Annotated in this window: 24 protein-coding genes and 1 pseudogene; 13 read left to right on the plus strand and 12 right to left on the minus strand. The window is 74.6% G+C overall.

The genetic code is table 11. From position 1 onward, the window contains the following. Positions 1 to 41: 41 nt before the first annotated feature. Entirely contained in the window at positions 42 to 1,427 is a 1,386-nt protein-coding gene (locus GA0070617_RS11595) for a glycoside hydrolase family 6 protein (protein ID WP_091436370.1), read from the minus strand. Between the two features lie 184 nt (positions 1,428 to 1,611). On the opposite strand from GA0070617_RS11595, the gene GA0070617_RS11600 reads away from it, so the two are divergent. After that, positions 1,612 to 2,568 carry an NAD(P)/FAD-dependent oxidoreductase gene (locus GA0070617_RS11600; RefSeq protein WP_091446253.1) on the plus strand — a complete coding sequence of 319 codons (957 nt, stop codon included), beginning with the start codon at positions 1,612 to 1,614 and terminating at the stop codon, positions 2,566 to 2,568. A 21-nt stretch (positions 2,569 to 2,589) separates the two neighbouring features. On the opposite strand, the gene GA0070617_RS11605 is transcribed toward GA0070617_RS11600, so the two are convergent. After that, positions 2,590 to 4,713: a SpoIIE family protein phosphatase gene (locus GA0070617_RS11605; protein WP_091436373.1), complete on the minus strand. Its 2,124-nt coding sequence runs from the start codon at positions 4,711 to 4,713 to the stop codon at positions 2,590 to 2,592. Positions 4,714 to 4,914: 201 nt separating this feature from the next. Here GA0070617_RS11605 and GA0070617_RS11610 point away from each other — a divergent pair, with 201 nt between their 5' ends. Then, on the plus strand, positions 4,915 to 5,784 hold the full coding sequence (locus GA0070617_RS11610; protein WP_091436375.1) for a mechanosensitive ion channel family protein: 870 nt from the start codon (positions 4,915 to 4,917) through the stop codon (positions 5,782 to 5,784). An 89-nt stretch (positions 5,785 to 5,873) separates the two neighbouring features. On the opposite strand, the gene GA0070617_RS11615 is transcribed toward GA0070617_RS11610, so the two are convergent. Further along, positions 5,874 to 6,248, minus strand: a complete 375-nt coding sequence (locus GA0070617_RS11615) for a DUF6401 family natural product biosynthesis protein (RefSeq protein WP_091446255.1) — start codon at positions 6,246 to 6,248, stop codon at positions 5,874 to 5,876. Positions 6,249 to 6,351: 103 nt separating this feature from the next. Further along, positions 6,352 to 6,567, minus strand: coding sequence for a hypothetical protein (locus GA0070617_RS11620; RefSeq protein ID WP_091436377.1), 216 nt, complete (start codon positions 6,565 to 6,567; stop codon positions 6,352 to 6,354). 161 nt (positions 6,568 to 6,728) lie between these two features. Here GA0070617_RS11620 and GA0070617_RS11625 point away from each other — a divergent pair, with 161 nt between their 5' ends. After that, a complete protein-coding gene (locus tag GA0070617_RS11625) occupies positions 6,729 to 7,937 on the plus strand; it encodes an MFS transporter (protein WP_217628787.1) in 1,209 nt (402 codons plus the stop codon). A gap of 3 nt (positions 7,938 to 7,940) precedes the next feature. Here the strand turns inward: GA0070617_RS11625 and GA0070617_RS11630 are convergent, their stop codons facing one another. The 4 genes from GA0070617_RS11630 to GA0070617_RS11645 all read right to left on the minus strand — a co-directional run bounded on the left by GA0070617_RS11630 (position 7,941) and on the right by GA0070617_RS11645 (position 10,433). Continuing rightward, complete coding sequence (locus GA0070617_RS11630) at positions 7,941 to 8,204, minus strand: hypothetical protein (protein WP_091436381.1); 264 nt, start codon at positions 8,202 to 8,204, stop codon at positions 7,941 to 7,943. Positions 8,205 to 8,399: 195 nt separating this feature from the next. Continuing rightward, entirely contained in the window at positions 8,400 to 8,861 is a 462-nt protein-coding gene (locus tag GA0070617_RS11635; protein WP_091436383.1) for an SRPBCC family protein, read from the minus strand. Between the two features lie 52 nt (positions 8,862 to 8,913). Beyond that, positions 8,914 to 9,330, minus strand: a complete 417-nt coding sequence (locus GA0070617_RS11640; protein ID WP_091436385.1) for a DUF2795 domain-containing protein — start codon at positions 9,328 to 9,330, stop codon at positions 8,914 to 8,916. Between the two features lie 98 nt (positions 9,331 to 9,428). Next, positions 9,429 to 10,433, minus strand: coding sequence for a YihY/virulence factor BrkB family protein (locus GA0070617_RS11645; protein ID WP_373868342.1), 1,005 nt, complete (start codon positions 10,431 to 10,433; stop codon positions 9,429 to 9,431). Between the two features lie 195 nt (positions 10,434 to 10,628). Between GA0070617_RS11645 and GA0070617_RS11650 the strand changes: the two genes are divergently transcribed. Continuing rightward, the gene (locus GA0070617_RS11650) at positions 10,629 to 11,030 is read left to right on the plus strand and encodes a ChaB family protein (protein ID WP_091436388.1); all 402 of its coding nucleotides are present in this window, start codon (positions 10,629 to 10,631) and stop codon (positions 11,028 to 11,030) included. Between the two features lie 60 nt (positions 11,031 to 11,090). On the opposite strand, the gene GA0070617_RS11655 is transcribed toward GA0070617_RS11650, so the two are convergent. After that, positions 11,091 to 12,521, minus strand: a complete 1,431-nt coding sequence (locus tag GA0070617_RS11655; protein ID WP_091446260.1) for an aldehyde dehydrogenase family protein — start codon at positions 12,519 to 12,521, stop codon at positions 11,091 to 11,093. Positions 12,522 to 12,593: 72 nt separating this feature from the next. Here GA0070617_RS11655 and GA0070617_RS11660 point away from each other — a divergent pair, with 72 nt between their 5' ends. Continuing rightward, positions 12,594 to 14,198, plus strand: coding sequence for a phytoene desaturase family protein (locus GA0070617_RS11660; RefSeq protein ID WP_091436391.1), 1,605 nt, complete (start codon positions 12,594 to 12,596; stop codon positions 14,196 to 14,198). 1,340 nt (positions 14,199 to 15,538) lie between these two features. Here GA0070617_RS11660 and GA0070617_RS11665 read toward each other — a convergent pair. The 3 genes and pseudogenes from GA0070617_RS11665 to GA0070617_RS11675 form a co-directional block, all read right to left on the minus strand. After that, positions 15,539 to 16,300 (minus strand): annotated as a pseudogene (locus GA0070617_RS11665) (polyprenol monophosphomannose synthase); the annotation flags it as partial. 85 nt (positions 16,301 to 16,385) lie between these two features. Beyond that, positions 16,386 to 17,387: an SDR family oxidoreductase gene (locus GA0070617_RS11670; RefSeq protein WP_091436393.1), complete on the minus strand. Its 1,002-nt coding sequence runs from the start codon at positions 17,385 to 17,387 to the stop codon at positions 16,386 to 16,388. Further along, a complete protein-coding gene (locus GA0070617_RS11675; RefSeq protein ID WP_308472677.1) occupies positions 17,384 to 17,812 on the minus strand; it encodes an SRPBCC family protein in 429 nt (142 codons plus the stop codon). The genes GA0070617_RS11670 and GA0070617_RS11675 overlap by 4 nt, the downstream gene beginning before the upstream one ends. Positions 17,813 to 18,020: 208 nt before the next feature. Here GA0070617_RS11675 and GA0070617_RS11680 point away from each other — a divergent pair, with 208 nt between their 5' ends. The 8 genes from GA0070617_RS11680 to GA0070617_RS11715 are packed head-to-tail and all read left to right on the plus strand — an operon-like array spanning position 18,021 to position 26,868. Next, positions 18,021 to 19,733, plus strand: coding sequence for an HAD-IIIA family hydrolase (locus GA0070617_RS11680; RefSeq protein ID WP_229688305.1), 1,713 nt, complete (start codon positions 18,021 to 18,023; stop codon positions 19,731 to 19,733). Then, the gene (locus GA0070617_RS11685) at positions 19,730 to 20,707 is read left to right on the plus strand and encodes a glycosyltransferase family protein (RefSeq protein ID WP_091436398.1); all 978 of its coding nucleotides are present in this window, start codon (positions 19,730 to 19,732) and stop codon (positions 20,705 to 20,707) included. Before GA0070617_RS11680 ends, GA0070617_RS11685 begins: the two co-directional genes overlap by 4 nt. Continuing rightward, positions 20,692 to 21,909 (plus strand): glycosyltransferase, encoded by a 1,218-nt coding sequence (locus tag GA0070617_RS11690; protein WP_091436401.1) that lies wholly within the window; start codon positions 20,692 to 20,694, stop codon positions 21,907 to 21,909. Before GA0070617_RS11685 ends, GA0070617_RS11690 begins: the two co-directional genes overlap by 16 nt. Beyond that, positions 21,909 to 22,622 (plus strand): D-sedoheptulose-7-phosphate isomerase, encoded by a 714-nt coding sequence (locus GA0070617_RS11695; protein ID WP_091436404.1) that lies wholly within the window; start codon positions 21,909 to 21,911, stop codon positions 22,620 to 22,622. Before GA0070617_RS11690 ends, GA0070617_RS11695 begins: the two co-directional genes overlap by 1 nt. 41 nt (positions 22,623 to 22,663) lie before the next feature. Continuing rightward, a complete protein-coding gene (locus tag GA0070617_RS11700; protein ID WP_091446265.1) occupies positions 22,664 to 24,232 on the plus strand; it encodes a PfkB family carbohydrate kinase in 1,569 nt (522 codons plus the stop codon). After that, positions 24,229 to 24,930, plus strand: a complete 702-nt coding sequence (locus tag GA0070617_RS11705) for an SDR family oxidoreductase (RefSeq protein ID WP_091436407.1) — start codon at positions 24,229 to 24,231, stop codon at positions 24,928 to 24,930. Before GA0070617_RS11700 ends, GA0070617_RS11705 begins: the two co-directional genes overlap by 4 nt. Beyond that, positions 24,927 to 25,874 (plus strand): glycosyltransferase family 9 protein, encoded by a 948-nt coding sequence (locus GA0070617_RS11710; RefSeq protein ID WP_091436410.1) that lies wholly within the window; start codon positions 24,927 to 24,929, stop codon positions 25,872 to 25,874. The genes GA0070617_RS11705 and GA0070617_RS11710 overlap by 4 nt, the downstream gene beginning before the upstream one ends. Next, positions 25,855 to 26,868 carry a DNA topoisomerase IB gene (locus GA0070617_RS11715; protein ID WP_091436413.1) on the plus strand — a complete coding sequence of 338 codons (1,014 nt, stop codon included), beginning with the start codon at positions 25,855 to 25,857 and terminating at the stop codon, positions 26,866 to 26,868. Before GA0070617_RS11710 ends, GA0070617_RS11715 begins: the two co-directional genes overlap by 20 nt. Positions 26,869 to 26,911 lie beyond the last annotated feature (43 nt).

Genomic DNA, 26,911 nt, shown 5'->3' on the forward strand with positions numbered 1-26,911 from the left:
GGCCCCCTGTCGTCGCGACCGCGACGACAGGGGGCCGACGGTCAGCCGCAGGTGCTGCCGTTGAGGGTGAAGCTGCTCGGAATGGGCACGTTGGCACCGGACTGGGTGCCCTGGAAGCCGATGGAGACGGTGCCGCCGGTGGGCAGGCTCCCGTTCCAGGCCACGTTGCGGGCGGTGATCCGGTTGCCCGACTGGCTCCACTCACCGTTCCAGCCGCTGGTCAACTGGACCCCGGCGGCGACGTCGAAGGCGAGCGTCCAGCCGTTGATCGCGGCGGACCGGTTGGTCACCCGCAGTTCGGCGGTGAACCCGCCGTTCCACGAGTTGGGCGTCCAGGTCACCGCGCACCCACCCGCCGCCGGCGGGGTGGTCGGCGGCGTCGTGGGCGGGGTGGTCGGGGGAGTCGTCGGCGGCGTCGTGGGTGGGGTGGTCGGTGGGGTCGTCGGCGGCGTGGTGACCGGTCCGGCGGCGACGGCCAGGTCGTACGCCCGCTGCGGGACGAACTGTCCGGCCGGCCCGATGCAGCCGTCGGACTCCCCGGGCAGCTTGATCCAGAGGAACGCGTCGATCGCCGAGTCGCCGGTGGCGGTGGTGCTCGGCGTGCCGATCGCCCGGCCCGGCGGGTCGCACCACTCGGAGCCGGCCGGCCCGTTGCCGTTGCGGCTGGTGTCGATGACGGCCTTGAGCCGGTTCACCCCGGTCGCGGCGATGACCTGCCTGGCCCAGGAGACCGCCTCGGCGGTGCTGCGGTAGTTCGACACGTTCACCGAGATGCCGTCGGCGCTGTTGGCGATGTCGGCGCCGGTGAGCCGGTTGGCGGCCTCCGAAGGGGTCAGCCAGGCCGAGTGGCCGGCGTCGAAGTAGACCTTCGCCTGGCCCGAGCCGGCCTTGAGCTTCTTGCCCGCGTACGCCATCGACGCTCGGGTCTCGGTCTGCTGGGCGGGCGTCTGGCAGCTGGTCATCAGCGGCAGCACGTCCGGTTCCAGCACGATGGTCGCCGGTCGGCCGGCCAGGCCCGCCGCGACCTGGTCCACCCACTGCCGGTACGCGTCGTGGTTGGGCGCGCCGCCGCTGCTGGCCCCGCTGCAGTCGCGGTTGGGGATGTTGTAGACCACCATGATCGGGATCTTGCCGGCGGCGGCTGCCGCGCCGACGAAGGCGTCCACCTGGGACCGTACCGTGCTGGTGTTGGTAGTGGTGTACCAGCGGGCCTGCGGCACGTTGGCGATCCGGTCGCGGATCACCGCCGCGCGGGGGTCGTTGGGGTTCTGCGCCACCCAGGTGGCGGCGCCGGTCTGCGGGTCGACGTAGAAGGCGGAGTCGGCGGCGGCCGCCGCCGGTTGGCCGAGCGCGACCGCACCGGCGGTCGCCAGCACGGCGACGGCGCTGGACGCGACGGCCGCGACCAGCCCTGACTTTCTCCTCATCAGTGCTCCTCGTTCGAGTGACATCGACGTTCGCCCTTGGAAGCGCTCCCACGCCCGCGAGGTCAAAACTACGGGCCGGTTGCGGACATGTGAAGACCTCGGCTGGATCCGATGGCCCGGGCGGACCCCGGCGGCGGGGCGCACCACCGCATACGATCACCGGGTGACGGCGGAGCGGGCGGGTGTGGTGGTGGTCGGGGCGGGCATCGCCGGAACGGCGTGCGCGGCCGAACTGCTCCGGGCGGGCGTACCCGTGGAGGTCCGGGACCGGGCCCGGGTGCCCGGCGGCCGGATGGCGAGCCGACGCCTCGACGACCGGCCGGTGGACCTCGGCGCCGCCTACTTCACCGTCGACGACCCCGACTTCGCCGTGGTGGTGCGACGCTGGCAGGCGGCCGGACTGGCCCGGGAGTGGACCGACACCTTCCTCGCCTACGGACCCGACGGCCGGCGGGAGGTGCGCGGGCCGACCCGTTGGGCGGCGCCCGGCGGGCTGCGGTCCCTGGTCGCCCAGGCGGCCGGAGAGTTGCCGGTGACCCTCGAACGACCGGTCGGGGCGGTCGGACCGGGGCCGACGGTCGACGGTCACCGGCACCGCGCGGTGGCCCTGGCCATGCCGGGTCCGCAGGCGGCGCGGCTGCTCGACCCGGCGCTGACCGAAGCCGGCCGGGTCGCCCGGGGGCAACGGTTCGCGCCGGTGCTCGCGGTGGTCCTGCGCTATCCGGCCCGGTGCTGGCCGGACTTCCACGGCGCGTTCGTCAACGACCATCCGGTGCTCACGCTGGTCTGCGACGACGGTGACCGGCGCGGTGACCAGGCATCGGTGCTGGTCGCGCACACCACCAGCGACTTCGCCGCCGCACACCTGAGCGGGCCCGAGGCGGCCGGGCCGGCCGTAGCCCGGGCCACGGCGGAACTGCTCGGCCTCACCGGAGCCGCCGAGCAGGTCCACGTGCACCGGTGGACCTACGCCAAACCGGTGGCCGGCCCACGGCTCGACGGCCCCGGGTACCACCTCGACGACGAGGGCGTCGGGCTGGCCGGCGACGCCTTCTCCGGTCGGCCCCGGGTGCAGAGCGCCTGGCTCTCCGGCCGCGACCTCGGCCGGGCCCTCGCCGACCGGCTCACCGCCGTCGGGTGACTCCGGCCGCGCCGGTGTGGTTTAGCCGGCCGGCAGGAGGATCTCGAACCAGACGGTCGAGCCCCGTACCGTCGGGTCGGTGCCCCAGGCGTCGCTGAGCTGCTCGATCAGGCCGAGGCCCCGGCCCCGGCTGCTCAGCGTGTCGGTCTGGGCCCGGGTCACCGTGCCCCGGGTGCCCGAGTCGGAGACCGAGACCAGCAGCCGCTCGGCGCTCAGGTCGATCTCCACCCGGGCGGCCGTCCCGGCGTGCAGCAACGCGTTGGTGGTCAGCTCGCTGGTGCACAACACCGCCGCGCCGACGATCGTCTCCGGCACCTGCCACTCGGTGAGCTGCTCGGTCATCCAGTGCCGTACCCGGCTCGGGGCGGTGGGCTCCGCCGGCATCTCCATGGCGGCCGAGCGGCTGGGCCGCACCGCGTACTCCACGGCCAGCACCGCCACGTCGTCCTCGGTGGCCCCCGCGACGGCGGCCGTGGCCACGGCGCAGAGTGCCCGGGGGTCGCCGCTGGTCGCCTCGGCGACGACGTCGGCGAGGCGGGCCAGCCCCACCGAGAGGCTCTGCTGACGTCGTTCCACCACCCCGTCGCTGAACAGCAGCAGCGTGTCGCCGGGGGCGAAGGCCATGGTGGCGGTGCGGGGCCGGCAACCGAGGCCCAACGGTGCCCCGGTCGGCAGGTCGAGGTACTCCGCGCGGGGCTGTCCCGGGGCTGAGCGGCGCAGCAGCGGCGCGGGGTGTCCGGCGCTGGCCAGGGTGATCGACCGGCGGTCGGCGTCGATCACACCGAAGACCACGGTCACGAAGAGCTCGTGGGTGCCGGCCTCGGCACCCAGGCTGGCGACCAGCCGGTCCAGGCCGGTCAGCACCGCGTCCGGACGCGGATCGGCGAGCGCCAGAGCGCGCAGCGCGGCGCGGACCTGCCCCATCCGGGCCGCCGCCTGTACGTCGTGCCCGGCGACGTCGCCGAGGACCACGCCCAGCCCGCCCGTGGGCAGCAGGAACGCGTCGTAGAAGTCACCGCCGGCGGCGTTGCCGTCGACGCCGGGATCGTAGCGGGCGGCGATCCGCAGCCGGGGCAGGTCCGGCAGGTGCTCCGGCAGCATGCTGCGCTGTAGCAGTTGGGCGGTGCCGTGCTGGGTCTCGAACCGACGGGCCCGTTCGGTGGCCTGACCGACCAGCTCCGCCGAGGCCGACAACAGCGCCCGCTCCGCCGCCGACCAGGGATGCGCCTGGTGGTAGCCGACGGCCAACCCGCCCCGGACCACCGCGCTGCGCAGCGGCACCGAGGCCAGGGCCCGTACCTTCTGGTCGTGCCGGTCCACCGCGTGCTCGCGCATCGGTTGACCGTCGGGGGTGAAGATCGGCACCCCGCTGCGCGCGGTCACCGCCAGGGGGGCGGTGGAGTCGCCGGAGACCCGTCGCCACAACGGCGGCAACCGCTCGTCGGCCTCGTCGAGCAGCTCGCCACGGACCCGGCGGACGGTCCGCCAACCACCGGGGTCGTCCACGGCGAACGCCACCCGGTCGGCGTCGAAAGCGTCCAGGGCGTACCGCAGCGCGACCCGGGCCACGTCGTCGAGGGTGAGCGTGCCCGCGAGCGCGGCGGCGAAGTCGCTCAGGCTCTCCAGGTGGTTGGTCACCTGGGTGGTCTGCGCGGCGACCGTCAACACGCCGACGACCCGGCCGGCGCTGTCGCGTACCGGGGAGTGCCCCCGGGTGAAGGTGGCCTGCTCGGCAGCATGGCCGTCGCGTCGGTCGACCGGTAGGACCGCCTCCTTCTCCAGCACGGACTCGCCCTGCCGGTAGGTGCGCTCCAGCACGTCGCCCACCCCGGGCAGATGCCACACGTCGACGAAGACCTCGGCGGCCGGACGGCCGATCGCCGCCGGGTGCCGGTCGCCGATCAACTCGGCGTAGCCGTCGTTGTAGAGCAGCACCAACTGGTCGCCGTAGGCCAGCGCCATCGGCACCGGGGAGGAGAGCACCAGGTCCACCACGGCCCGTACCGCCGGGTCCCAGGAGTCCGGCGGACCGAGCGCGGTGCCGCCCCACGGGTGGCCGAGGATGGCCGACGCCGTGCCGTGGGCGCTGCGGGCCCCCGGAACGGCAGCTGCGGAAGTGGGCACTCGCCCGACCATGCCTGGCATGACCGCAGCCTAGCCCCAGTCGCCCACCGCTGTTATCGATCATGGATGCCGCGGCGCTACCGCACGCCACCTGCGACCTCTTCGCCCTGGTCGGTGTCGATCTGGCGGGCCATGTCCGGAAAAACGGATCAGCCTCACCGGCGTGCTGCCCCGGCGACCGGGTATGCGGCCGGCGCTAGTTCATGCGACAGGAGGGACATCATGCAGGAAAGCCTCGCGGTCGGGCGACAGAACGCCGTTGGTGACGCCCTGGCCGACATGTGGAGGTCGGTGCTGCTCTTCGTACCGCGGGCCGTCGCGTTCATCGTGATCCTCGTGGTGGGTTGGCTCATCGCCCGAGCCGTCCTCAAGATCGTCGACGCGGCACTGGAACGGGTGGGGTTCGACCGGGCGGTCGAACGCGGCGGCATCCGCCGCGCACTGGAACGCACCAGGTACGACGCCAGTGACATCCTGGCGCGGTTGGCCTACTACGCGGTGCTGCTGTTCACCCTGCAGTTCGCCTTCGGGGTGTGGGGGCCGAACGCGATCTCGGACCTGATCCGAGGGGTGGTCGCCTGGCTGCCCCGGGCGTTCGTGGCGATCGTCATCGTGGTCATCGCCGCGGCCATCGCCAACGCGGTACGGGACCTGGTCAGCGGTGCGCTGGGCGGGCTGTCGTATGGCCGGGTGCTCGCCGACGTGACCGCGATCTTCATCCTCGCCCTCGGCGTGATCGCGGCGCTGAACCAGGTGGGTATCGCCACCACGGTGACCACGCCGGTGCTGATCGCGGTGCTGGCCACGATCGCCGGCATCCTGATCGTCGGGGTCGGTGGTGGTCTGGTCCGGCCGATGCAGAGTCGCTGGGACGGCTGGCTGGACCGGGCCGCCGAGGAGTCCCGGGCGGTCCGGGAACACCGGCAGGGCCGCTCGATGGGCCGCAGCGACTACGAGCGGCAGATGGCCGACCGGGCCGGGGAACCGACCCAGGCCTTCGGGCGGGCCGAGGAGCAGATGACCGGCTCCCGGGGCGGTCCGGGCTACGGCTCGGCCGGTGTCGGCGACGAAACCCAGCAGTTCCGCCGCTGACCGCAGCGGTCCCGGCACCGGGGGCGTCCGCGATCGTCGCGGGCGCCCCCGGCCGTCGACCAGACGACCGGCCGGTGGTCCGTGCGGTCTCAGGCCGGTGCGGGTGGGAGCGGGGCCGTCGGCAGGGAGCGGGCCAGCGCGCAGACCGCGAGCAGGCGGGTGAGCAGCCAGTCCGGCTCGGCCCAGTCGACCGGGCCGGACGACGGCGGCCAGCCCGCCTCCCGCGCGGCGTCGCGCAGCCCCTCGGCGTAGCCGGCGAGGGCCGCCGGGGTCAGCGGCTGCCGGTCACCGTCGAGGCTGTCCCGGATCGCCGCGGCGTGCTGGTCGACCACGGCCAGCAGGGCGGGCCGGAGACCGGCCTCGGTGAGCCCGACGGTACCGACGGAGGCGGCGAGACCGGTCAGGGTGGACCGGGTCGACCCGATGGCGGTACCGGTGCTGACCCGGTCGTTCGACGGACGCATGAGCACCGAGGCTAACCACTCGGGCACCGGGGCGCCCTCGGCCACTCGGTGGGTACGGCATCCGCCAGGTCACCGACCCCACCCCGGCCGTGCGACCCGACGGCTAGTCGCCCGAGCGTGCCTGCGCCGGCCGACGGCGCCGACCGGCGTCGTCGGCGATGATGACGGTCGCCACCATCAGCGCCACGCAGAGGCTGAACAGCCACGAGTCGTCAGTGGCGAACCGTGCCGAGACCGGCGCCTGGACGGCGGCGAGCAGGAAGCCGAGCCAGGCCAGCCGACGCTGACGAGGGGTGAGAAATCCGGAGCCCTGATGCATCCCGAAAGTCTTACTCGCCACGCCCGTGACGCCGTCCCCCGATCGGCCGATTCTGGATGGGCTGTCCGTTCTTGTGGCCGTCCGGGCGCGGAAAACTGCCGATTAGGGGGAGTCGAAACCCGCTTCCGGTCGTTCCAACGGATGCGGCAGGATGGGAGACCGTGTCCCACTCCACCCCGGTCCGCCCCCGCCCCGCCCTTCTTCTGCTCGCCTACCTCGCCTTCGTCAGCCTCGGCCTGCCCGACGGGCTGATCGGCGTCGGCTGGCCGTCGATCCGGACCGAGTTCGGCGTGCCCACCGAGGCCGTCGGCGTGCTGCTGACCGTCGGCACCATCGGCTATCTCAGCTCCAGCGTGCTCGCCGGGTTCACGCTGGCCCGGCTCGGCGTCGGCCGGCTGCTGGCCGGCAGCACCGTGCTGGCGAGCCTGGCGCTCACCGGGTACGCGCTGTCACCGGGGCTGACCCTGATGGTCGGCTGCGCGTTCCTGCTCGGACTGGGCTCGGGCGCGATCGACTCGGGGCTCAACGCGTACGCCGCCGGCGCGTTCGGCCCCCGGCACATGAACTGGCTGCACGCCTTTTTCGGCCTCGGGGTGGCGATCGGGCCGCTGATCATGACGGCCGCGGTCAGCGTCGGGCCGGGCTGGCGCTGGGGCTACGGCATCGTCGCCGCCGCGCAGCTCGTCCTCGCGGTGGCCTTCGCCCTCACCGTCCGGGCCTGGCTCGCCCCCGTGCCGGTCACCGCCGGCCAGGACGACCGGGACGGGACGAAGAAGCCGGCTCCGGCCGTGGTCCCGGTGTGGCACACGGTGCGGCTGCCGGCGGTGTGGCTCAGCGCGTCGGCCTTCGCCGTCTACGTGGCGATCGAGATGGGTGCCGGGCTCTGGGCGTTCCTGCTGCTGACCGAGGGACGCGGGCTGAGCGCGGCGGCGGCCGGCCTCTGCGTCTCCGGGTACTGGGGGAGCCTCTTCGTCGGGCGGGTGGTGCAGGGTGTGGTCGCGGAGCGGTGGGGCGCGCCCCTGGTCCTGCGGGGGAGCCTGCTCGCGATGGCGGCCGGCGCGGCACTGATCGCGCTGCCCGCCCCGGCCTGGGTCGCGGTGCTCGGCCTGGCGGTGCTCGGGTTCGCGGCTGCCCCGGTCTTCCCGCTGCTCACCCTCACCACCGTCGACCGGGTCGGCCCGGTGCACGTGGACCGGGCCATCGGTCTGCAGATCGGCACCGCCGGGCTGGGCGGTGCCCTGCTGCCGGCCGGCATCGGCGTCCTGCTCAGCCGGATCTCGGTGGAGGCGCTGGGGCCGGCGCTGCTCGTGCTCGCCCTCGGGCTGATCGCCCTGCACGTGGCGGCCCGACGCCGGCCCGCCCCCGCCTGACGGTCACATGTTGTCCGGGCCGGTCCGTCCGGTGGTGGAGGGACGGTAGGCGCGCTCCTCGTCGGTCAGCTCACGGCCGCGTCCGGTCGGGGAGGCACCCCGGTCCACCGCCTCGGGGCCATGGCCGAACATGGCCTCCGCCCCCGCGTCGTTGCCGGTCACGTCGTCGGACTGGCCGTCGCCCGGAGACCGGGCGATCGCCCGGTCCAGCTCCTCCAGCGATGTACGGTCCTCGTCGCGCCACGCGTGGCTGTCGTTGTCGGTCATGTCGCAGCGGTACCCGGCCCCGGAAGTCGCAAACGACGGTAGCCGGCCCGGAAAGCCGCAACCGGCCGCATCGGGTCGACACCGCAGCGCCCGACGGCCAGTCGCCCATCGGGCCGGTCGCCGGGCCCGCCGCACCCCCGACGCGCGAGGGCCGCCGGCGGGATGCCGGCGGCCCTCGTCGGGTCGGTACCGCGATCAGGGCTGCGGCCGGTCGACCTGGCCACGCCAGGCGCCGGTCTCCTGACCGCGTCGCTCGATGAACTGCTTGAACCGGTCCAGGTCGCCCTTGGCCCGGCGCTTCACCACGCCCAGCTTGTCGCCGGCCTGCTCGACGACCCCCTGCGGCTCGAACTCCAGCTGCAGGGTGACCCGGGTGCTGTTCTCGTCGAGGCGGTGGAAGGTCACCACGCCGGCCTGCTGCGAACCGTCCACCGACCGCCAGGCGACCCGCTCGTCGGGCAGCTGCTCGGTGATCTCGGCGTCGAACTCGCGCTTGACCCCGGCGATCTCGACCCGCCAGTGGGTCGTCTTGTCGTCGATCTGCCGGACCTCCTCGACCCCCTCCATGAAGTGGGGGAACTCCTCGAACTGGGTCCACTGGTCGTACGCCGTCCGGATCGGTACGGACACGTCCACGTGCTCGGTAACGCCACTCATCGGGCTTCCTCCTCCTCGTGGGGGTGCGCTCGGCGGGTCGGGGGTGACCCGGTCACCAGCGCGTCGTCTCGTTCTTGTGGCCGAGTGCGGCCCAGACCTCGGAAACCGTCCGGTACGTCGTACCAGCGGGCAGACCTTCCAACGCGGCCACGATGTCGTCGGGGGCGTCGTTGTCCCGGGCGTTGCGTACCAGGGTGTCCCGGTCACCCGGCAGGGCGGACAGCCCGATGAACCGGCCGAGGCGGCTGCGCTCCTCGACGTCACCGGAGGTCATCCCCTGCGGGGAGCCGCTGCGCAGGTCACCCGCCGGTGCCGTGGTGGGCTCCGGCTGGTCCTCGCCGGCCGGCTCCGCCTGGCGGAACTCGTCGACCCGGGACCCGGCGGCGCCCGGCCCCTGGACCAGGCCCTCGACCTCCCGGCTCAGCTGTTCGTCGAGCCGGGGTCCGTGTTTGCTGCTGCCACGTTCCATGCCTTCTGCGCTACCCGGGGCCGACCGCGATAAACCGGAGAAGCGGAGGACGTCGGGGTGCTTTCGATCGACGGGCTTCGCGGGGGCGGCCGGCCAGCTCAGGCGTCGGCCGGCGCGCGGGGCGGCAGGATCCGCTCGGCCGGATCAGGCCCACCCGCCTGCAACTGCCGTCCACGTTGCACCTCCGCGTTGATCTGGACGCCGAACATCAACGCGCAGTTGGACAGGAACAACCACACCAGGAAGGCGATCACCGCGCCGAGACTGCCGTAGGTGACGTCGTACGAGCCGAAGTTGGTCACGTACAGGCCGAAGCCGAAGGTGACCAGCACCCAGGAGAGCAGGGCCACCGCCCCGCCCGGGGTGAGCCAACGGAACCGGGGCTGCTGGACGTTGGGTGCGATCCAGAACAGCATGGAGAGCAACATCATCATGATCATGGCGAGCACCGGCCACTTCACCAGGCTCCAGGCGTTCCGGGCCAGCCCGCCGGCGCCGATCAGGTCACCGACCGCGTCGGCGACCGGACCACTGACGATCAGCCCGACCGCCACCACGGCGAGCAGGATCAGCGCCAGCCCGGCCAGCCCCATCTGCAGTGGGCGCAGCCGGTAGACCGGCCGCCCCTCGGTCACCCCGTAGATGGCGTTCGAGGCCCGGGTGAAGGAGCCGATGAACCCGGAGGCCGACCAGAGCGCGCCGAGGAGGCCGAAGCTCAACAGCGCCTTCGAACCGCTCTGCTGCTCGACCACGCCGCGTACCACGGCGACGAAGCTGTCGTTGCCGACCACCGACCCGGCACCCATCTCCCGGGCCAGGTCGATCACGGTGTCCACGGTCCGGTCGCCGTCGGAGACCAGCCCGACCAGGGCGACCACCACGATGGTGGACGGAAACAGCGCCAGCACCCCGTAGTAGGTGAGCGCAGCGGCCAGGTCCGCGCAGTTGTCCTTGACGAAGTTCTGCCCGCTGCGCACCAGCACCCCACGCCAGGTGGTCCAGCTCAGCTGCCGGATCCGGGCGGGCAGCCGTACCCCGGTCCGCCGCCGGTCCAGCGTGGGGTCCTGCTCCGTCGCCCCGGCCGGGTCGCCTGTCGTCGTCACGAGCGCTCCCTGTCTCCGGCCGCGAGGAACGGCCCGGATGGTACGCCGGCCGGCCTGGCGGTGCGTCTGTGCGCGGGCGGTACCCGGTGGGGAAAATCGACAAACGCGGCACGCCCGGTGTCCCGGTGGGAAAAGTTTGCCCGAGCCGCTGCGGGGAACGCTCGTTGGCAGTCCAGCGACGCGGAGGAGGACGAGATGCCCGGGCGCGAGGTACTGCCCAGCACGCTGCGGCGCTCTCCGGAGAAGGCCCAGCGTACGTGGGTGAAGACGCACGATTCGGCGGTCGAGACGTACGGCGAGGGTGAGCGGGCGCACCGTGCCGCCTTCGCCGCGGTCAAGCACCGGTACGAGAAGGTGGGCGACCACTGGGAGGACAAGGGGCGCAAGGGGCCCAGTGACCGGCAGGCCGCCGGTGGCGGTCCGGCCCGGCGGGCCCCCACGGCCGGTGGCGTGGACGCCAACGCCAGCAAGGACCACCTGCTCCAGGTGGCCCGCAAGCTGGACGTCAAGGGACGCTCCAGCATGACCAAGGCGGAGTTGGTCAAGGCCATCGAGAAGGAGAACAACCGGCAGACCCGCAAGGCCCGCCAACGCTGACAGGTGTAAGGAAGGGTCCCCTGTACATCAGAAAGCGATAACAGGGGGCCCTTCCTTACCTCACCAGGTGGGGGTGGGGGGTTCCAGGTGGACGGCCTTGGTGGTGGTGAGTTCGTCGAGCAGTTCCGGGCCGTACCCGAAGCCCTGGCCGCTGCCCCGGCGCGGCTGGGCGGCACCCCCGGGCGCGCCCCCGAAGACCGCGTTGACCTTGACGGTGCCCACCGGGAGTTCCCGCCAGGCCCGCTGGGCGTGCCCCATCGACGCGGTGAGCACCGTCGCGGCCAGCCCGTACGGTGACCGGGCGGCCCGCTTGAGCGCCTCGCCGAACGAGTCCACCACCACGACCGGCGCGACCGGCCCGAACGTCTCCTGCCGGACCAGCGCCATCTCGTCGGTGCACCCGGTGACCACGGTGGCCGGGTAGAACGCACCCGGTCCGGCCGGCAGCGTGCCACCGACCCGCAGCCGCGCCCCCTCGGCCACCGCCGCGGTCACCTGACCGTGTACGTGGTCCCGGTGCCGCCGGTCCACCAGCGGCCCCAGCTCGGTCCCCGGATCGCGTCCCGGCCCCATCCGCAGCGCCCCGGCCCGTTCCACCAGCGCCGCCACGAAGTCGTCGGCCAGGTCCCGGTGCACGTAGAGGCGCTCCACCGCCACGCAGATCTGCCCCGCGTTGGCGAACGCCCCCAGTGCCGCCTGCTCGGCGGCCCAGCCCGGATCGACCCCGGCGTCGACGATCAGCGGGTCGCTGCCACCGTTCTCCAACAGCGCCTTCGCCCCGGTCCGGGCGCAGGCCGCCGCGATGGCCCGCCCGGTGGCCGTGGAACCGACGTGCGCCACCACGTCCACCTCCTGCCCGGCCAGCGCCGCGCCCACCTCGGCCCCGCCGGTCAACAGCGACAGCACCCCGCTGGGCAGCGCCTCGTCCAAGGCCCGGGCCAGCAGCCAACCGGTCGCCGGGGTGCGCTCGCTGGGCTTGTACAGCACCACGTTGCCGGTGACCAGCGCCGCGCCGAGCAGCCCGCAGGAGACCGCCACCGGATCGTTCCACGGGGTGATCACGGCCACCACGCCACGCGGCTGCGGCGTCATGAAGTCGATCGCGTCCGTCGCGCCGTGCAGCGTACGACCGCCGCGCAGCGGGCCGAGTTCGGCGTACTGGCGCAGGGTGCCGATCCCGGCGGCCACCCCGCCCCGGGCGTCGTCCAGGGGCTTGCCCATCTCGGCGGTGGTGGCCCGGGCCAGATCCTCGGCCGCCGCCTCGACCGCGGCGGCCGCTCTGACCAGCGCGGCCGCCCGGTCAGCCGGGGCCGTCGCCGCCCAACCGGGCGCCGCCTCCCGGGCCGCGGCGACCGCCTTGACCACCTCGTCGGCAGTGGCCACCGGCACGGTGCTGACCGGCGTGCCGTCCGCCGGATCGACCACCGTCTGCTGCCCGCCGGTACCGCCCGCGCCCCACACCCCACCGATGAGCTGCTCCACCCGGTACATGGCGCGCAGCATGCCCCGGCCCCGGCCGGACAAACTCGTTTCGCCCGGTGGTCGCGGGGGTAGCCCGATCCGATGACCTCCTCCGGCACGCACACCGTGGACGCCGTCGTCGTCGGCGCCGGCCACAACGGGTTGGTCGCGGCCAACCTGTTGGCCGACGCCGGCTGGGAGGTGGTGGTGCTGGAGGCCACCGGAGCGCCCGGCGGCGCGGTCCGCTCCGCCGAGGTCACCGCGCCCGGCTACCTCAGCGACCTCTACAGCTCGTTCTACCCCCTCGGGTACGCCTCCCCGGTGCTGCGCGGACTGGACCTGGCCCGGTACGGCCTGAGCTGGCGGCACGCCCCGGACGTGCTGGCCCACCTGATGCCCGACGGGCAGGCCGCGGTGATCAACCGGGACCCGGAGGTCACCGCGGCGTCGCTGGAGGCGTTCGCCCCCGGCGACGGCGACCGCTGGCTGCACGCCTACGCCGACTGGCAGCAGGTGGCCGAGCCGATGATGACCGCGATCACCACCCCCTTCCCACCGGTCCGCGGCGGGCTGTCCCTGCTGCGCCGACTGCGCACCGCGGGCGCCCTCCGGCTGGCCCGGCGGCTCGTGGTACCGGTACGCAAGCTGGGCGACGAACTCTTCGACGGTGCCGGCGGGCCGACGCTGCTGGCCGGCTGCGCCCTGCACACCGACCTCGCTCCGGAGGAGGCCGGCTCCGGGGTGTACGGGTGGCTGCTGGCCATGCTCGGCCAGCAGATCGGCTGGCCGGTGCCGGTCGGCGGGGCCCAGCAGATCACCGACGCGCTGGTGGCCCGGCTGACCGCCCGGGGCGGCCGGATCAGCTACCACGCGCGGGTCGACCGCGTCCTGACCGCCCGAGGCCGGGCGATGGGGGCACGTACCGTCGACGGTTCGCTGTGGCGGGCCCGCCGGGCCGTGCTCGCCGACGTCCCGGCCCCCGCGCTCTACCTGGACCTGGTCGGCGCGGCGGTGCTACCGCCCCGGTTGGTCGAGGACCTGGCGCACTTCCGCTGGGACGGCTCCACCCTCAAGGTCGACTGGGCGCTGTCGGCCCCCGTACCGTGGACCAACCGCGCGGTGGCCACCGCCGGTACCGTGCACCTCGGCGCGGACCTGGACGGACTGACCGGGTACGCCGCCGCGCTGGCCCGCTCCGAGCTGCCCCGGGACCCGTTCCTGCTGGTCGGCCAGATGACCACCGCCGACCCGGAGCACTCCCCACCGGGTACGGAGTCCCTGTGGGCGTACACCCACCTGCCCTTCCGCCGGGACTGGCGGGCCGACGAGATCGCCGAGCACGTGACGCGGATGGAACAGGTGCTGGAGGACGCCGCGCCCGGCTTCCGGCAGCTCGTCGTCGGGCGGCACGTGGCCGGCCCCGCCGACCTGGAACGGGAGAACCCCAGCCTGGTCGGCGGCGCGTTGGGCGGCGGCACGGCCGCGGCGTACCAGCAGTTGTTCCTGCGTCCGATCCCCGGCCTCGGCCGGGCGGACACCCCGGTGGACCGGTTGTACCTGGCCAGCGCCTCGGCTCACCCCGGCGGCGGAGTGCACGGCGCACCGGGCGCGAATGCCGCCCGGGCCGCCCTGGCCCGCGACCGGGCGTTGACCGGTGCTGCCTACGCCCGCCTGATCAGCACCGCCAACCGGGCCCTGTACCCCTGACCCTCCCGCGCCCCGTGCCTGCCCGGTCTCGTCCCGTGCCCTGCCTCGTCCCGTGCTCTGCCTCGTCCCGTGCTCTGCCTCGTCTGTGCTTTGCCTCGTCCCCTGCCCTGCCTCGTGTCTCGGCCCTTCTGCAGGATCCGGGAAATGGTGGCCGCTACAGCGGGCGAGGCCACCACATCCGTGTTCGAGCGGGCTGATCTCGGAGCGTGGACAGGTGGGTCAGGAAGTGGGACGGGGTGGGTCGGGGCGTTGCGACGAGGTCACTCCGGGCGGTCGGGACCCGCGTCGACGTCCGGGGTGGACGTGACCGGAGTGGACGTACCCGGGGTGGACGTGCCCGGGGTGGACGTGCCGGGAATGGACGTACCCGGGTTGGCGACGCTCGCGGCCGGGCCCGACGCCGGGCTCCGGGTCGTCTTGGCGGCGCTGGCGGCCTTGCTGACCGTGGGCGTCTTGGCAGCCGTCGAGGTCTTGCTGCCCGTCGTCTTGCTGCCCGTCGTCCTGGCTGCGGTGGCCGTCTTGGCTGCGGTGGCCGTCTTGGTGGCCTTGGTCGTCGTCGGGTTGGCCGTACCCGTGCCGGCGGAGCGGGACTTCTGGGCGGGGGTGGCCCGCGTGCTCTTGGCCGCCTTGGTGGCCCGGGGAGTCCTGGTCGCCTTCGTGGCCCGGACGGCCCCGGCCTCGACGCGGGCGCCCGGTGCGACCTTCCCCGTCGTGGCATCGTCGGCCGTGACGGTGGCCTTGCTGGTGTCGGCCTCCGTGCCGGTGCCGGTAGCCGTGGTGGCGTCGGCCGCCCGGCCGGTGCCGCCCTCCGGGTTGGCGCCGTCGGCCTCCGGGTAGGCGTCGGTCCCGGTGCTGGTGGCAGACGGACTGGTGGCAGACGGGGCGGCGGGAGCCGTGGTCGCGGGTGCGGCAGTGCGGGACAGGTCCGCCGCCGACGCGCCGGCAGACCCGGTGTCGGCGTCCGTCGCGGCGCCGGCCTGCGATGCGGTGCCGGCCTGCGGTGCGGTGCCGGCCTGCGGTGCGGTGCCGGCGTCCGGTGCGGTGTCGGCGTCCGGTGCGGTGCCGGAGCGCGATGCGGTGTCGGTCTCCGGTGCGGTGCCGAGGTCGCTGGCGGTGGCGGTGGGCGTCCCCACGGGCTCGGCGAGCTGCGTGGTCGCTACGAACGCCTGCCCGGGCTCGCTGTCCGGTACTACGGGAACGTCGCCCTGCCTGGGTTCGCTGTCCGGTGCCGCCGGACCGGTGCCCTGCGCGGGCTCGTTGTCCGGTGCTACGGCGACGTCGCCCTGCGCGGGCTCGCTGCTCTGGGCTGCGGGCGTGGCGTCCCGCGTGCTCGGGTCGGCCTCGATGTGGCGGTGCCGGCTGCGCAGCTTGAACGGCATCAACGCGCTTTCGATCTTGGTGGCGGTGGTCATCTTCGACGCGCCGTCCCGCCGCTCCTCGAAGCGGATCGGCACCTCCAGGATGGTGTGCCCGAGCTTGGTGGCCAGGTAGTGCATCTCGACCTGGAAGCTGTAGCCGTTGGACTGCACCCGGTCCAGCCCGATGTCGCGCAGCGCGTCGGAGCGCCAGATCTTGAAACCGGCGGTCAGGTCCCGGATCCGGACCCGCAGCAGGGTGTGCACGTACAGGTTGGCCCAGCCACTGAGCGCCCGACGGTACAACGGCCACGCCTCGTCGAGCTGGCCACCGGGGACGTACCGGGAACCGATCACCACACCGGCCTGGGTGGAGAGCAGCGCGCCGAGCATGCCGGGCAGCGCCTCCGGGGGGTGGGACAGGTCGGCGTCCATCTGCGCCACGTACTGTGCGCCGCCGTCGAGGGCCCGGCCGATGCCGTCGACGTACGCCCGGCCCAGGCCCTCCTTACCGGCCCGGTGCACGACCTCGACGCGGTCGGGGTGCGCGATGGCCAGCTTGTCCGCCACCTCACCGGTGCCGTCCGGTGAGTTGTCGTCGGCGACCAGGACCCGCAACCCGGGAAGGGACAGGGCGAGGAGCCGCTCGACCAGCACCGGCAGGTTGCCCGCCTCGTTGTAGGTGGGGACCACGACGGTCAGGCGCACGTCCCGCCACGGCGAGGGCAACTGCACGGGTTCGATCATGACGGACATCCTCGGTTTGCCGACAGGGTTCACAGAGAGGGTAGCCAGTTGCTCGGAGCCGTTCGCTCAGGCTCCCCAACCCGGCTCAGCGTAGGCGGCGGAGCAGGCCCGTTGCGGCCATCGCCAGCACGGTGCCGGTGACCGCGGCCACCGCGGGCTTGTGCGTGCCGATCCAGAGCGCCGCCGACCGTTGCCGGGCCTGGTCGGCGAAGACCCCCTCGGCACCCCGGTCCTGCTCGTCGTCGCCGGGCCGGTCCAGGTTGTCCCGCCAGGTGGCCGGGTCGATCGGAGTGTCGGTCTGCTGGCTGTCGTACCCGCCACGGGCCAGGCCCCGGTCGAGCAGCCCGGGGAAGAGGATGTTGCCCAGCCGGGCCCGCCAGGTGGGCCCGCCCACGTTCAGCTCACGCGGACCGTGGTCGGCGACCCAGGCCACCGCCCGCGCGGCCAGCTCCGGGGCGAAGATCGGCGGCACCGGCTGCGGGTGCCGGGGCAGCCGGGTACGCACCCAGGAGAACTGCGGGGTGTTGACCGCCGGCAACTGCACCATGGAGAGCTTCACCCCGGGGCAGTCGTGCAGCAGTTCCGCCCGCAGCGAGTCGTTGAAACCCTGCACGGCGTGCTTGCTCGCGCAGTACGCCGACTGCAGCGGAATGCCCCGGTACGCCAGCGCCGAGCCGACCTGCACGATGGCGCCCCGCCCGGCGGCCCGCATGTGCCGCAGCGCGGCCAGCGTGCCGTGCACCGTACCCAGGTAGTTGACCTCGGTGACCCGGCGGAACTCGGCGGCGGGAATCTCCCAGGCCGGCGCGAAGACCGACACCATGGCGTTGTTGATCCACACGTCGATGCCGCCGAAGTGGTGCACCACGTCGTCGGCGGCCTGCTGCACCGCCCCGGCGTCGGCCACGTCGACCTGGTAGCAGCGGACGTCGGCGGCGCCCAGCCCCCGGCAGTCCCGGGCGGCGGCGTCGAGGCCGGCCGCGCCCCGGGCGATCAGCGCGAGGCGGGCGCCCCGCGCGGCGTACCGTCGGGCGACGGCCCGGCCCACGCCGGCACTGGCCCCCGTCACCACCACCGTCTGGCTCACTGGTCGCCCTTCTGTCGGGTCGCGATGTCGGCCAACCGGCGCAGGGTCTCCTTGTTGCGCTGGTGCAACACCAGGTCGTTGAGTTTGGTCCGGACCCACCGCAGTGGCCCGGCGGCGAAGTCCTCACCGAGGCGGATCAGGGTGGCGTCGTCGCCCACCGCCTCCAGGGTGAAGACCACGACCGCCTCACCGGCCGGCCAGAGCCCGGCCCGCAGCGTGAGGTGGTACGGCGGTTCGCAGCGCAGCACCGTCGAGGAGTCCTGTAGGGAGATCGGCCACGGCCCGGCCCGGTGGTGCAGTTGGCTGCCGACCCGGGGCCAGGCGTCGTCCACGTCGCGCACGTGCGCCGTGCCGACCACCCAGTCGCTGTACGTCCACCCGTCGGCCAGCACGTCGAAGACCTGCTGGGGGGGAGCTTGGATCACGCGTTCGACGATTGCCACCACCTCTTGCTACCCGGCGTACCGGCCGGGTATGCCCCGGTGCTGGGTTAGCTTCTCCACGGCGGCGGGTAAGGCGCTGACCGGCGGCGGTGCGTGCCGGGTCCTCCGTGCCCGCGACCGCCGGCGGACGCGGCGTCGCGGTGCCGTGCGGATGACGTTTACTCCTCGGGGCCCCGGGAACCCGCCGGCCGTGCGACAGGACCGCAAGGAGCCGGATCAGCGCAGGTCAGCACGGGTTTCCGCCGGTGCTGGTCGGGGCCTGTCCGGCCCGGTGCTCTTCGACGCGGTGCTGCTGGACCGGGACGGCACGCTGGTCGAGGACGTGCCGTACAACGGTGACCCGGAGAAGGTGCGGCCGGTGCCGGGGGCCCGGGCGGCGCTGGACCGGCTCCGGGCGGCGGGGCTGCGCCTGGGTGTGGTGAGCAACCAGTCGGGACTGGCCAAGGGGCTCTTCTCCGGCGACGACCTGGCTCGGGTAAACGCCCGGGTCGAGGAGTTGCTGGGCCCCTTCGACAGCTGGCAGGTCTGCCCGCACGACGACGGTGACGGCTGCCGGTGCCGCAAGCCGGCACCGGGACTGCTCCGGGCCGCGGCGCGGGAGCTGGGCACCGTACCGCGACGCTGTGTGATGATCGGCGACATCGGCGCCGACGTGGTGGCCGCCGGTGCGGCGGGCGCGGCCGGCATCCTGGTGCCCACCGCGACCACCCGACCCGCCGAGATCGCCGCTGCCGGGCAGGTCGCCGGGGACCTGACCGCCGCGGTGGACGACATCCTGTCCCGGATCGAGCGGGTGGGCGCCGACGCCCCGGCCCGCCGGGGTGGCACGGTGCTGGTGGTCCGCAGTGACTCGGCCGGAGACGTCCTGGTCACCGGGCCGGCGATCCGGGCCGTCGCCGCCCACGCCGACCGGGTCGTGCTGCTCTGCGGCCCCCGGGGACGGGCCGCCGCCGACCTGCTGCCCGGCGTCGACGAGGTGCTCGAACACCCGTTGCCCTGGATCGACCCCGCGCCCGGGGCGGTCGACGCGACGGAGCTGACCGCGCTCACCCGCCGGCTGGCCGCCGTCGGCGCCGACGAGGCGGTCGTCTTCACCAGCTACCACCAGTCACCGCTGCCCCTGGCCCTGCTGCTGCGGATGGCCGGCGTCGGACGGGTCAGCGCGATCAGCGACGACTACCCCGGCAGCCTGCTCGACGTACGGCACCGGGTGCCGCCGGGCATCCCGGAACCCGAACGTGCCCTCTCGCTGGCCGCCGCCGCCGGCTACCGGCTGCCGGAACACGACGAGCCCCGGCTGCGGGTCCGGATCGACCGGCCGGCCGCTGACCCGTCGGTGCCGGCCGAGCCGTACCTGGTGGTGCATCCCGGGTCGTCGGTGGGTGCCCGCGCCTGCCCGCCGGAGGTGGCGGCCCGGATCGTCGGCGTGCTGAGCGCCGCCGGGTACCGGGTGGTGGTCACCGGTGGTCGGCACGAGAGAGGACTGACCGCCCAGGTGGCCGGGGCCACCGGGATCGACCTGGGGGGCCGGACCGGGCTCGGTGAGCTGGCCGCGGTGATCGCCCGGGCCGGTGCGCTGGTGGTCGGCAACACCGGGCCGGCGCACCTGGCCGCCGCGCTCGGGGTGCCGGTGGTCAGCCTCTTCGCCCCGACGGTGCCGTTCGGCCAGTGGGGCCCGTGGCGGGTGCCCACGGTACGCCTCGGCGACGCCACCGCCGCGTGCCGGCAGAGCCGGGCGGCGACCTGCCCGGTGCCCGGCCATCCCTGCCTGAGTGGGATCGAACCCGGCCGGGTCCTCGACGCGGTACGCCTGCTCGGCGTGCCGGCCGGTCGACCGGGGCCGGAGGCCGTCGTCACCGGTGGCCGGGCGGTGGCGCGCGGCAGTGCCGGGGGCCGGCGATGAACATCCTGCTGTGGCACGTGCACGGCTCCTGGACCACGTCCTTCGTGCACGGCCGGCACGACTACCTCATCCCCACCACGCCGGAGCGGGGGCCGTACGGGCTCGGTCGGGCGCGCACCTACCCGTGGCCGGACTCCGCCCGCGAGATCAGCCCGGACGGGTTGTCCACCGCCCCGGTCGACGTGGTCATCCTGCAACGGCCCGAGGAGCTCGACCTCGTCGAACGCTGGACCGGCCGCCGGCCCGGCCGGGACCTGCCCGCCGTCTACGTCGAGCACAACACCCCGAAGGAGGGCAACGTCCCGCACTCCCGCCACCCGATGGCCGACCGGGACGACCTGCTGGTCAGCCACGTCACCCACTTCAACCACCTCTTCTGGGACACCGGCAGCACCCGCACCACGGTCGTCGAGCACGGGGTCGTCGCCCCCGCGGTCGAGTGGACCGGCGAACTCGACCGGCTCGCCGTGGTGATCAACGAACCCGTGCGGCGCTGGCGGGTCACCGGCACCGACCTGCTGTCGCGTTTCGCCGAGATCGCCCCGTTGGACGTCTACGGCCTGCGGGTGGCCGGGCTGGCCGACCACCTCGGCCTGCCCGCGACCCGACTGAGCAGCCACGACGACGTGCCGCAGGCCCGGATGCACGCCGAGTTGGCGCGCCGGCGGGCGTATCTGCACCTGTGCCGGTGGACCTCGCTGGGCCTGAGCCTGGTCGAGGCGATGACCATCGGCATGCCGGTGGTCGCGCTGGCCGCCACCGAGGCCGGGCGGGCGGTACCGCCGCAGGCGGGTGCGGTCTCCACCCGGATCGACGACCTGCTGGAGGCCGCCGGACGGCTCATCGCCGATCCGGCGGCGGCCCGCCGGGCCGGGGCCGAGGCCCGGGCCGCCGCGCGGGCCCGCTACGGCCTGGACCGTTTCCTCGCGGACTGGGATCGGCTGCTGGAGGAGGAAGTATGCGGATCGCGATGATCTCGGAGCACGCCAGCCCGCTCGCCGTCCTCGGCGGCGAGGACGCCGGTGGCCAGAACACGCACGTCGCGGAACTCTCCGCCGCGCTGGTCGCCGCCGGCCACGAGGTACGCGTCTACACCCGCCGCGACGCCGTCGACCTGCCCGTCACGGTACGGGCCCCGGACGGCTACGACGTGGTGCACGTACCGGCCGGACCGGCCGAACCGCTGGCCAAGGACGCGCTGCTGCCGTACATGCAGCCGTTCGGCCGGTGGCTTGTCGACCGGTGGCGGGGCGGCGACTGGGTGCCCGAGGTGATCCACGCGCACTTCTGGATGAGCGGTCTGGCCGCGCTCTCCGCCGGCCGCGACACCGGGGTGCCGGTGGTGCAGACGTACCACGCCCTGGGTGCGGTCAAACGCCGCCACCAGGGCGTGCAGGACACCAGCCCGGCCCGGCGGATCGGCTACGAGCTCCAGTTGGGACGGTCGGTGGACCGGGTGATCGCCCAGTGCCAGGACGAGGTGGGGGAGCTGGTCCGGTTGGGGGTGCCCCGGTCGCGGATGACGGTGATCCCGTCCGGGGTGAACCTGGGCACGTTCGCCCCGCTGGGCCCGGCCGCCGAGGTCGAGTCGGACCGGGCCCGGGTGCTCACCGTGGGCCGGCTGGTGGAACGCAAGGGCTTCCAGACGGTCGTGCGGGCGATGGCGCTGGTGCCCGACGCGGAGTGCGTGGTGGTGGGTGGTCCCCCCGCCGGGCTGCTGGAGACCGACCCGTACGCCCGGCGGCTGCGGGCGCTGGCCGGGTCGTGCGGGGTCGCCGACCGGGTCCGCCTGGTCGGCGCGGTGCCCCGGGAGGAGATGGGCCGCTGGTACCGCTCCGCAGACGTGCTGGTGGCCGCCCCCTGGTACGAGCCGTTCGGCCTCACCCCGCTGGAGGCGATGGCCTGCGGGGTACCGGTGGTCGGCACCGCCGTCGGCGGGATCAAGGACACCGTGGTCGACGGGGTGACCGGTGACCTGGTCCCGGCCCGGGACCCGCAGGCGTTGGGCACCGCGATCCAGCGGCTGCTCGGCGACCGGATCCGCCGGTTCTCCTACGCCACCGCCGCCCTGGACCGGGCCCGCCGACGCTACTCCTGGGCGGTGGCCGCCCAACGGCTGCTGGAGGTCTACGGCGAGGTCGCCGCGGTCCGCCGGCCGACCCGGGTGGTGGCCTGATGTCGGCCGCCCCGATCGAGCCGGCCGACGCCGGGACCCCGCTGGAGGCACACCTGGCCGGGTTGGCCGCCGCCCTGCTGCCGTACCGCACCTCGGCGCGGGTGCTGGCCAGGTGGGGTGCGGACCTGGCCGGGCACCTGGGGTCGGGCGGGCGGTTGCTGGTGGCCGGCAACGGGGGCAGCGCCGCCGAGGCCCAGCACCTCACCGCCGAACTCGTCGGCAAGCTGCGCGACGAACGCGAACCGCTGTCGGCGATCGCCCTGCACGCCGAGACCTCGGCGCTCACCGCCATCGCCAACGACTACGGCTACGAACAGGCCTTCGCCCGGCAGGTACGCGCCCACGGCCGCCCGGGGGACGTGCTGCTGCTGATGTCGACAAGCGGCACCAGCCCGAACCTGCTCACCGCCGCCCGTACCGGCCGGGACGCCGGCCTGCGCTGCTGGGCCTTCACCGGCCCCACGCCCAACCCGTTGGCCGACGCCTGCCACGAGAGCCTGGCCATCGACTCGCCGGACAGCCAGGTGGTGCAGGAGCTGCACCTGGTCTCCACCCACCTGCTCTGCGAGTACCTGGAACGGGCCCTGCCGGCGGTGTTGGCCGCCCGTGCCGGGGCGGCCCCGGCTGGCGCGCGGGCACCGGCGGGCGGGCCGGTGCGTACCGGGGTCGAGGTGGTCGTCGGCGATCCCACCGAAGCGGAGCCCAGGACGTGACGTGGCCGGCACCGGCGCACGAGACCGACGAGGAGGCGAACGTGGCGGGACCTGTGGTGGTGGTCGGGGACACCCTGCTGGACCGGGACGTCGAGGGGGTGGTGAACCGGCTCTGTCCGGACTCGCCGGTGCCGGTGCTCGACGAGACCGCGTACGTGGACCGACCCGGCGGGGCGGGCCTGGCCGCGGTCTTCGCCGCCGCGGCGGGCGCCGAGGTGGCGCTGGTGACCGCCCTGGCCGACGACGCCGGTGGGGCGCGGTTGAGCAGCCTGCTGCACGCGGCGGGGGTGCAGGTGTATCCCCTCGCGCTGGACGGCACCACGCCGGAGAAGGTGCGGCTGCGGGCCCGAGGGCGGGTGCTGCTGCGGCACGACCGGGGCGGAAGCGCCGGGGAGCCCGGCGAGCCGGGCGAGGCGGTGCTGCGGCTGCTGGCCACCGCGTCGGCGATCCTGGTGAGCGACTACGGCCGGGGGGTGGCCGAGCATCCGGCGGTGCGGGCCGCGCTCGCCGCGACCCGGGCCCCGGTGGTCTGGGACCCGCATCCCCGTGGGCCGACGCCGGTGCCGGGGGTGCACCTGGCCACCCCGAACGAGTCGGAGGTGCGCGAGTTGGCCAAGGTGCCGCCGGGGGCGTCCCGACTGGCCACCGCCGAACGGGGGGCGCAGAGCCTGCGGGAACGCTGGCGGGCCGGCGCGGTCGCGGTGACCCTCGGCGGGGACGGCGCGTTGCTCTGCCACGCCGATTCGACGCCCCTGATGGTGCCGACGCCGGCCAACGCCGAGGGGGACACCTGCGGCGCGGGTGACCGGTTCGCGGCCACCGCGACGGTCGCCCTGGCCCGGGGGGCGCTGGTCTCCGAGGCGGTGCAACAGGCGGTGGTCGAGGCCTCGGCGTACGTGGCGGGCGGGGGAGTGGCCGGCGCCCTGCCGGGCACGGTCCGGCCACCGGCACCGACGGGCCGTCCGGCGTCGGTGCCGACCGACGGGGAACGGGTCGGGATCGGCGCGGCCGCCGCCGTGGCGGCCGAGGTACGGGCCGCCGGTGGCACCGTGGTCGCCACCGGTGGCTGCTTCGACCTGCTGCACGCCGGTCACCTGGCGACGCTGCAGGCCGCCCGGGGGCTCGGCGACTGCCTGATCGTCTGTCTGAACTCCGATGCCAGCGTGGCCGGGTTGAAGGGGCCGGACCGGCCGGTGGTGACCCAGGCCGACCGTGGTCGGCTGCTGGCCGCGCTGAGCTGCGTCGACGCCGTGGTGGTCTTCGACGAGTCGACGCCGCACGCGGCGCTGTCCTGGCTCCGGCCGGACGTCTGGGTCAAGGGTGGCGACTACGCCAGCGGGGTCGGTGACGAGCCGGTCCTGCCGGAGGCCGAGATCCTGCGCCGGTGGGGCGGGCACACCGTGGTGGTGCCGTACCTGGCCGGTCGTTCCACCACCGACCTGATCGCCACCGCCCGCGCCACCGGAGTCACCGGACCGGGCCGCGCCACCGGGGTCACCGGACCGGACCGAGCCGTCCCACCGGACCGGGCCGGATCACCGGACCGGGCCGGATCACCCGACGGGGCCGGGCCGCAGCCGGTCGGCCGGCACGCGGAGCGGACCCGGTGAGCGCGGTGACGCCCGGTAGCGGGCCGACCGTGCTGGTCACCGGTGGCTCCAGCGGGTTGGGCGCCGCCGTGGTCGCCGCCGTGGCCCGCTCGGGCGGGCAGCCGTTGGTGCTCGACCGGCAGCCCCCCGGCGACGGGGTGCCCTGGCGGGAGTGCGACCTGGCCGACACCGCCGCCGCCGAGGAGGGCACCCGGCAGTTGGCCGAACACGCCGGTGGCCTCGACGCGGTGGTGACCGCCGCCGGAGTGGACGTGCCCGGCAGGTTGGCCGAGCTGTCCCGGCAGGAGTGGGAGCGGATCGTCACCGTCGACCTGTTCGCCACCGTCGCGGTGGTCCGCGCCGCCCTGCCGTTCCTGGAACGTTCCCGGGGCAGCGTCGTCACGGTCGCCTCCACGTTGGGCGTGAAGGCCGTCGCCGACGCCACCGCGTACTGCGCGGCGAAGTTCGGGGTGGTCGGCTTCACCCGGTCGCTCGCCGCGGAGCTGGCCGGTTCGGTCGGGGTGACGCTGCTGATTCCCGGCGGCATGCGTACCCGGTTCTTCGACGCGCGGGACGAGCGGTACCGGCCCGGTCCGGACGCGGCGCTCAACGAGCCGGCCGACGTCGCGGCGGCGGTGCTCTTCGCGCTCTCCCAGCCGCCCGGTTGCGCGGTCCGTGAGCTGGTGGTCTGTGCCGAGCAGGAGACGTCGTACCCGTGATCCTGGCGCTGCGCGCCCTCGGCGTCGGTGACCTGGCCACGGCCGTGCCGGCGCTGCGTGGGCTGCGGGCCGCCCACCCGGACCGGGAGCTGGTGCTGGCCGCACCGGGCTGGTTGGCCCCGCTGGCCGACCTGGTAGGCGGCGTCGACCGGTTGCTGCCGCTGGACGGGCTGACCGCGCCGGGGCAGTCCGTCGCCGCGGTGGTCGCGGTCAACCTGCACGGCCGGGGCCCGCAGTCGCACCGGTTGCTCGCCGCCGGGCGCCCGCAGCGGCTGCTCGCCTTCCGGTGTCCCGAGGCCGGCCACCACGACGGCCCGCTCTGGCGGGACGCCGAACACGAGGTCCGTCGCTGGTGCCGGCTGCTGCACTGGTACGGCATCCCGGCCGACCCCGACGACCTGGCGCTGCTGCGGCCGGCGGTGCCCGGCACACCGACCGGGGTCACCGTCGTGCACCCCGGCAGCAAGATCCCGGCCAAGCGCTGGCCGGCCGCCCGCTTCGCCGCCCTGGCCCGGGTGCTGTCCCGGCGGGGGCACCGGGTGGTGGTCACCGGCTCGGCGGCCGAGCGGGAGCTGGCCGGGCGGGTCGCGTACCAGGCGGGACTGCCCGACACGGCGGTGCTCGCCGGGCGGACGGACCTGGCCGGGCTCGCCGCCCTGGTCGCCCACGGCCGGTTGGTGGTCAGCGGGGACACCGGCGTGGCCCACCTGGCCACCGGCTACGGCACCCCGTCGGTGGTGCTGTTCGGGCCGGTGTCGCCGCACCGGTGGGGGCCACCGGTGGACCGACCCTGGCACCGGGCGTTGCGCGGCGCACCCGGGGCCGACGCGTCCGCCGGTGACCTCGACGCCCGGCTGGCGGGGCTCGACGTCGCCCAGGTGCTGGCCGCCGTGGACGAGGTGGATCAGGCGGTACGGGGGCCCGGTGCGGTTGCGGCGAAGTGACCCCGGCGGACCGGGGTACGGGCGGCGGCGACGCGGCCGGGGTTGGCTCTTCGTCGACCCGGCCGGTGCGCCGGTGCGCGACGCGGACCAACTGGCCCGGCTGCGGGCGCTGGTCGTCCCGCCCGCCTGGCGGGAGGTCTGGATCTCGCCGTACCCGAACGGGCACATCCAGGCCGTCGGCGTCGACGCCGCCGGCCGGCGGCAGTACGTCTACCACCCGCAGTGGCGACGCAAGCGGGACGAGGCGAAGTTCGACCACGTGCTGGACGTCGCCCGGCGGTTGCCGGTGCTGCGCGAGCGGGTCGGGCGGGACCTCGGCACCCGGGGGCTGAACCGGGACCGGGTGCTGGCCACGGTGACCCGGCTGCTGGACATGGGGATGTTCCGCATCGGCAGCGACCAGTACGCCGCCGGTGACGAACCCACGTTCGGGGTGGCCACCCTGCGTCCCGAGCACGCCCGGTCCCGGCAGGGCTGTGTGGTGTTCGAGTTCCCGGCCAAGGGTGGTCTCGCCCAGGTGCGCCGGGTCGAGGATCCCGAACTGTGCCGGGTGCTCACCAACCTGCGTCGCAGCCGCCGCCGGGCGGACCGGCTCTTCGGCTACTGGGACGGTCGGAGCTGGCGGGACGTACGCAGCGACGAGGTGAACGACTACCTGCGCGACGCCAGCGGCGGGGAGATGACCGCCAAGGACTTCCGGACCTGGCACGCCACCGTGCTGGCCGCGACCGAGCTGGCCACTGCCGAACTGGCCGCGACCGAGCTGCCAAACCCCGGTCGGGCGCGCTCGACGACCGCGCGGCGGCGGACCGTGGCGGCGGTGATGCGCCAGGTGGCCGAGCTGCTCGGCAACACCCCGACGGTGGCCCGGACGTCCTACGTCGATCCCCGGGTGGTCGACCTGTACCACGACGGGGCGGTGGTGCCGGTGACACCGGGGACGTCCCGCCAGGATGCCGAACGGGCGGTGCTCGATCTGCTGGCCGAGGACTGACCGGGCGGGCCGCTCGCCACCGTGCGGCGGCGAGCGCCTCGCC

This window comes from Micromonospora yangpuensis, from assembly GCF_900091615.1.
GTDB lineage: Bacteria > Actinomycetota > Actinomycetes > Mycobacteriales > Micromonosporaceae > Micromonospora > Micromonospora yangpuensis.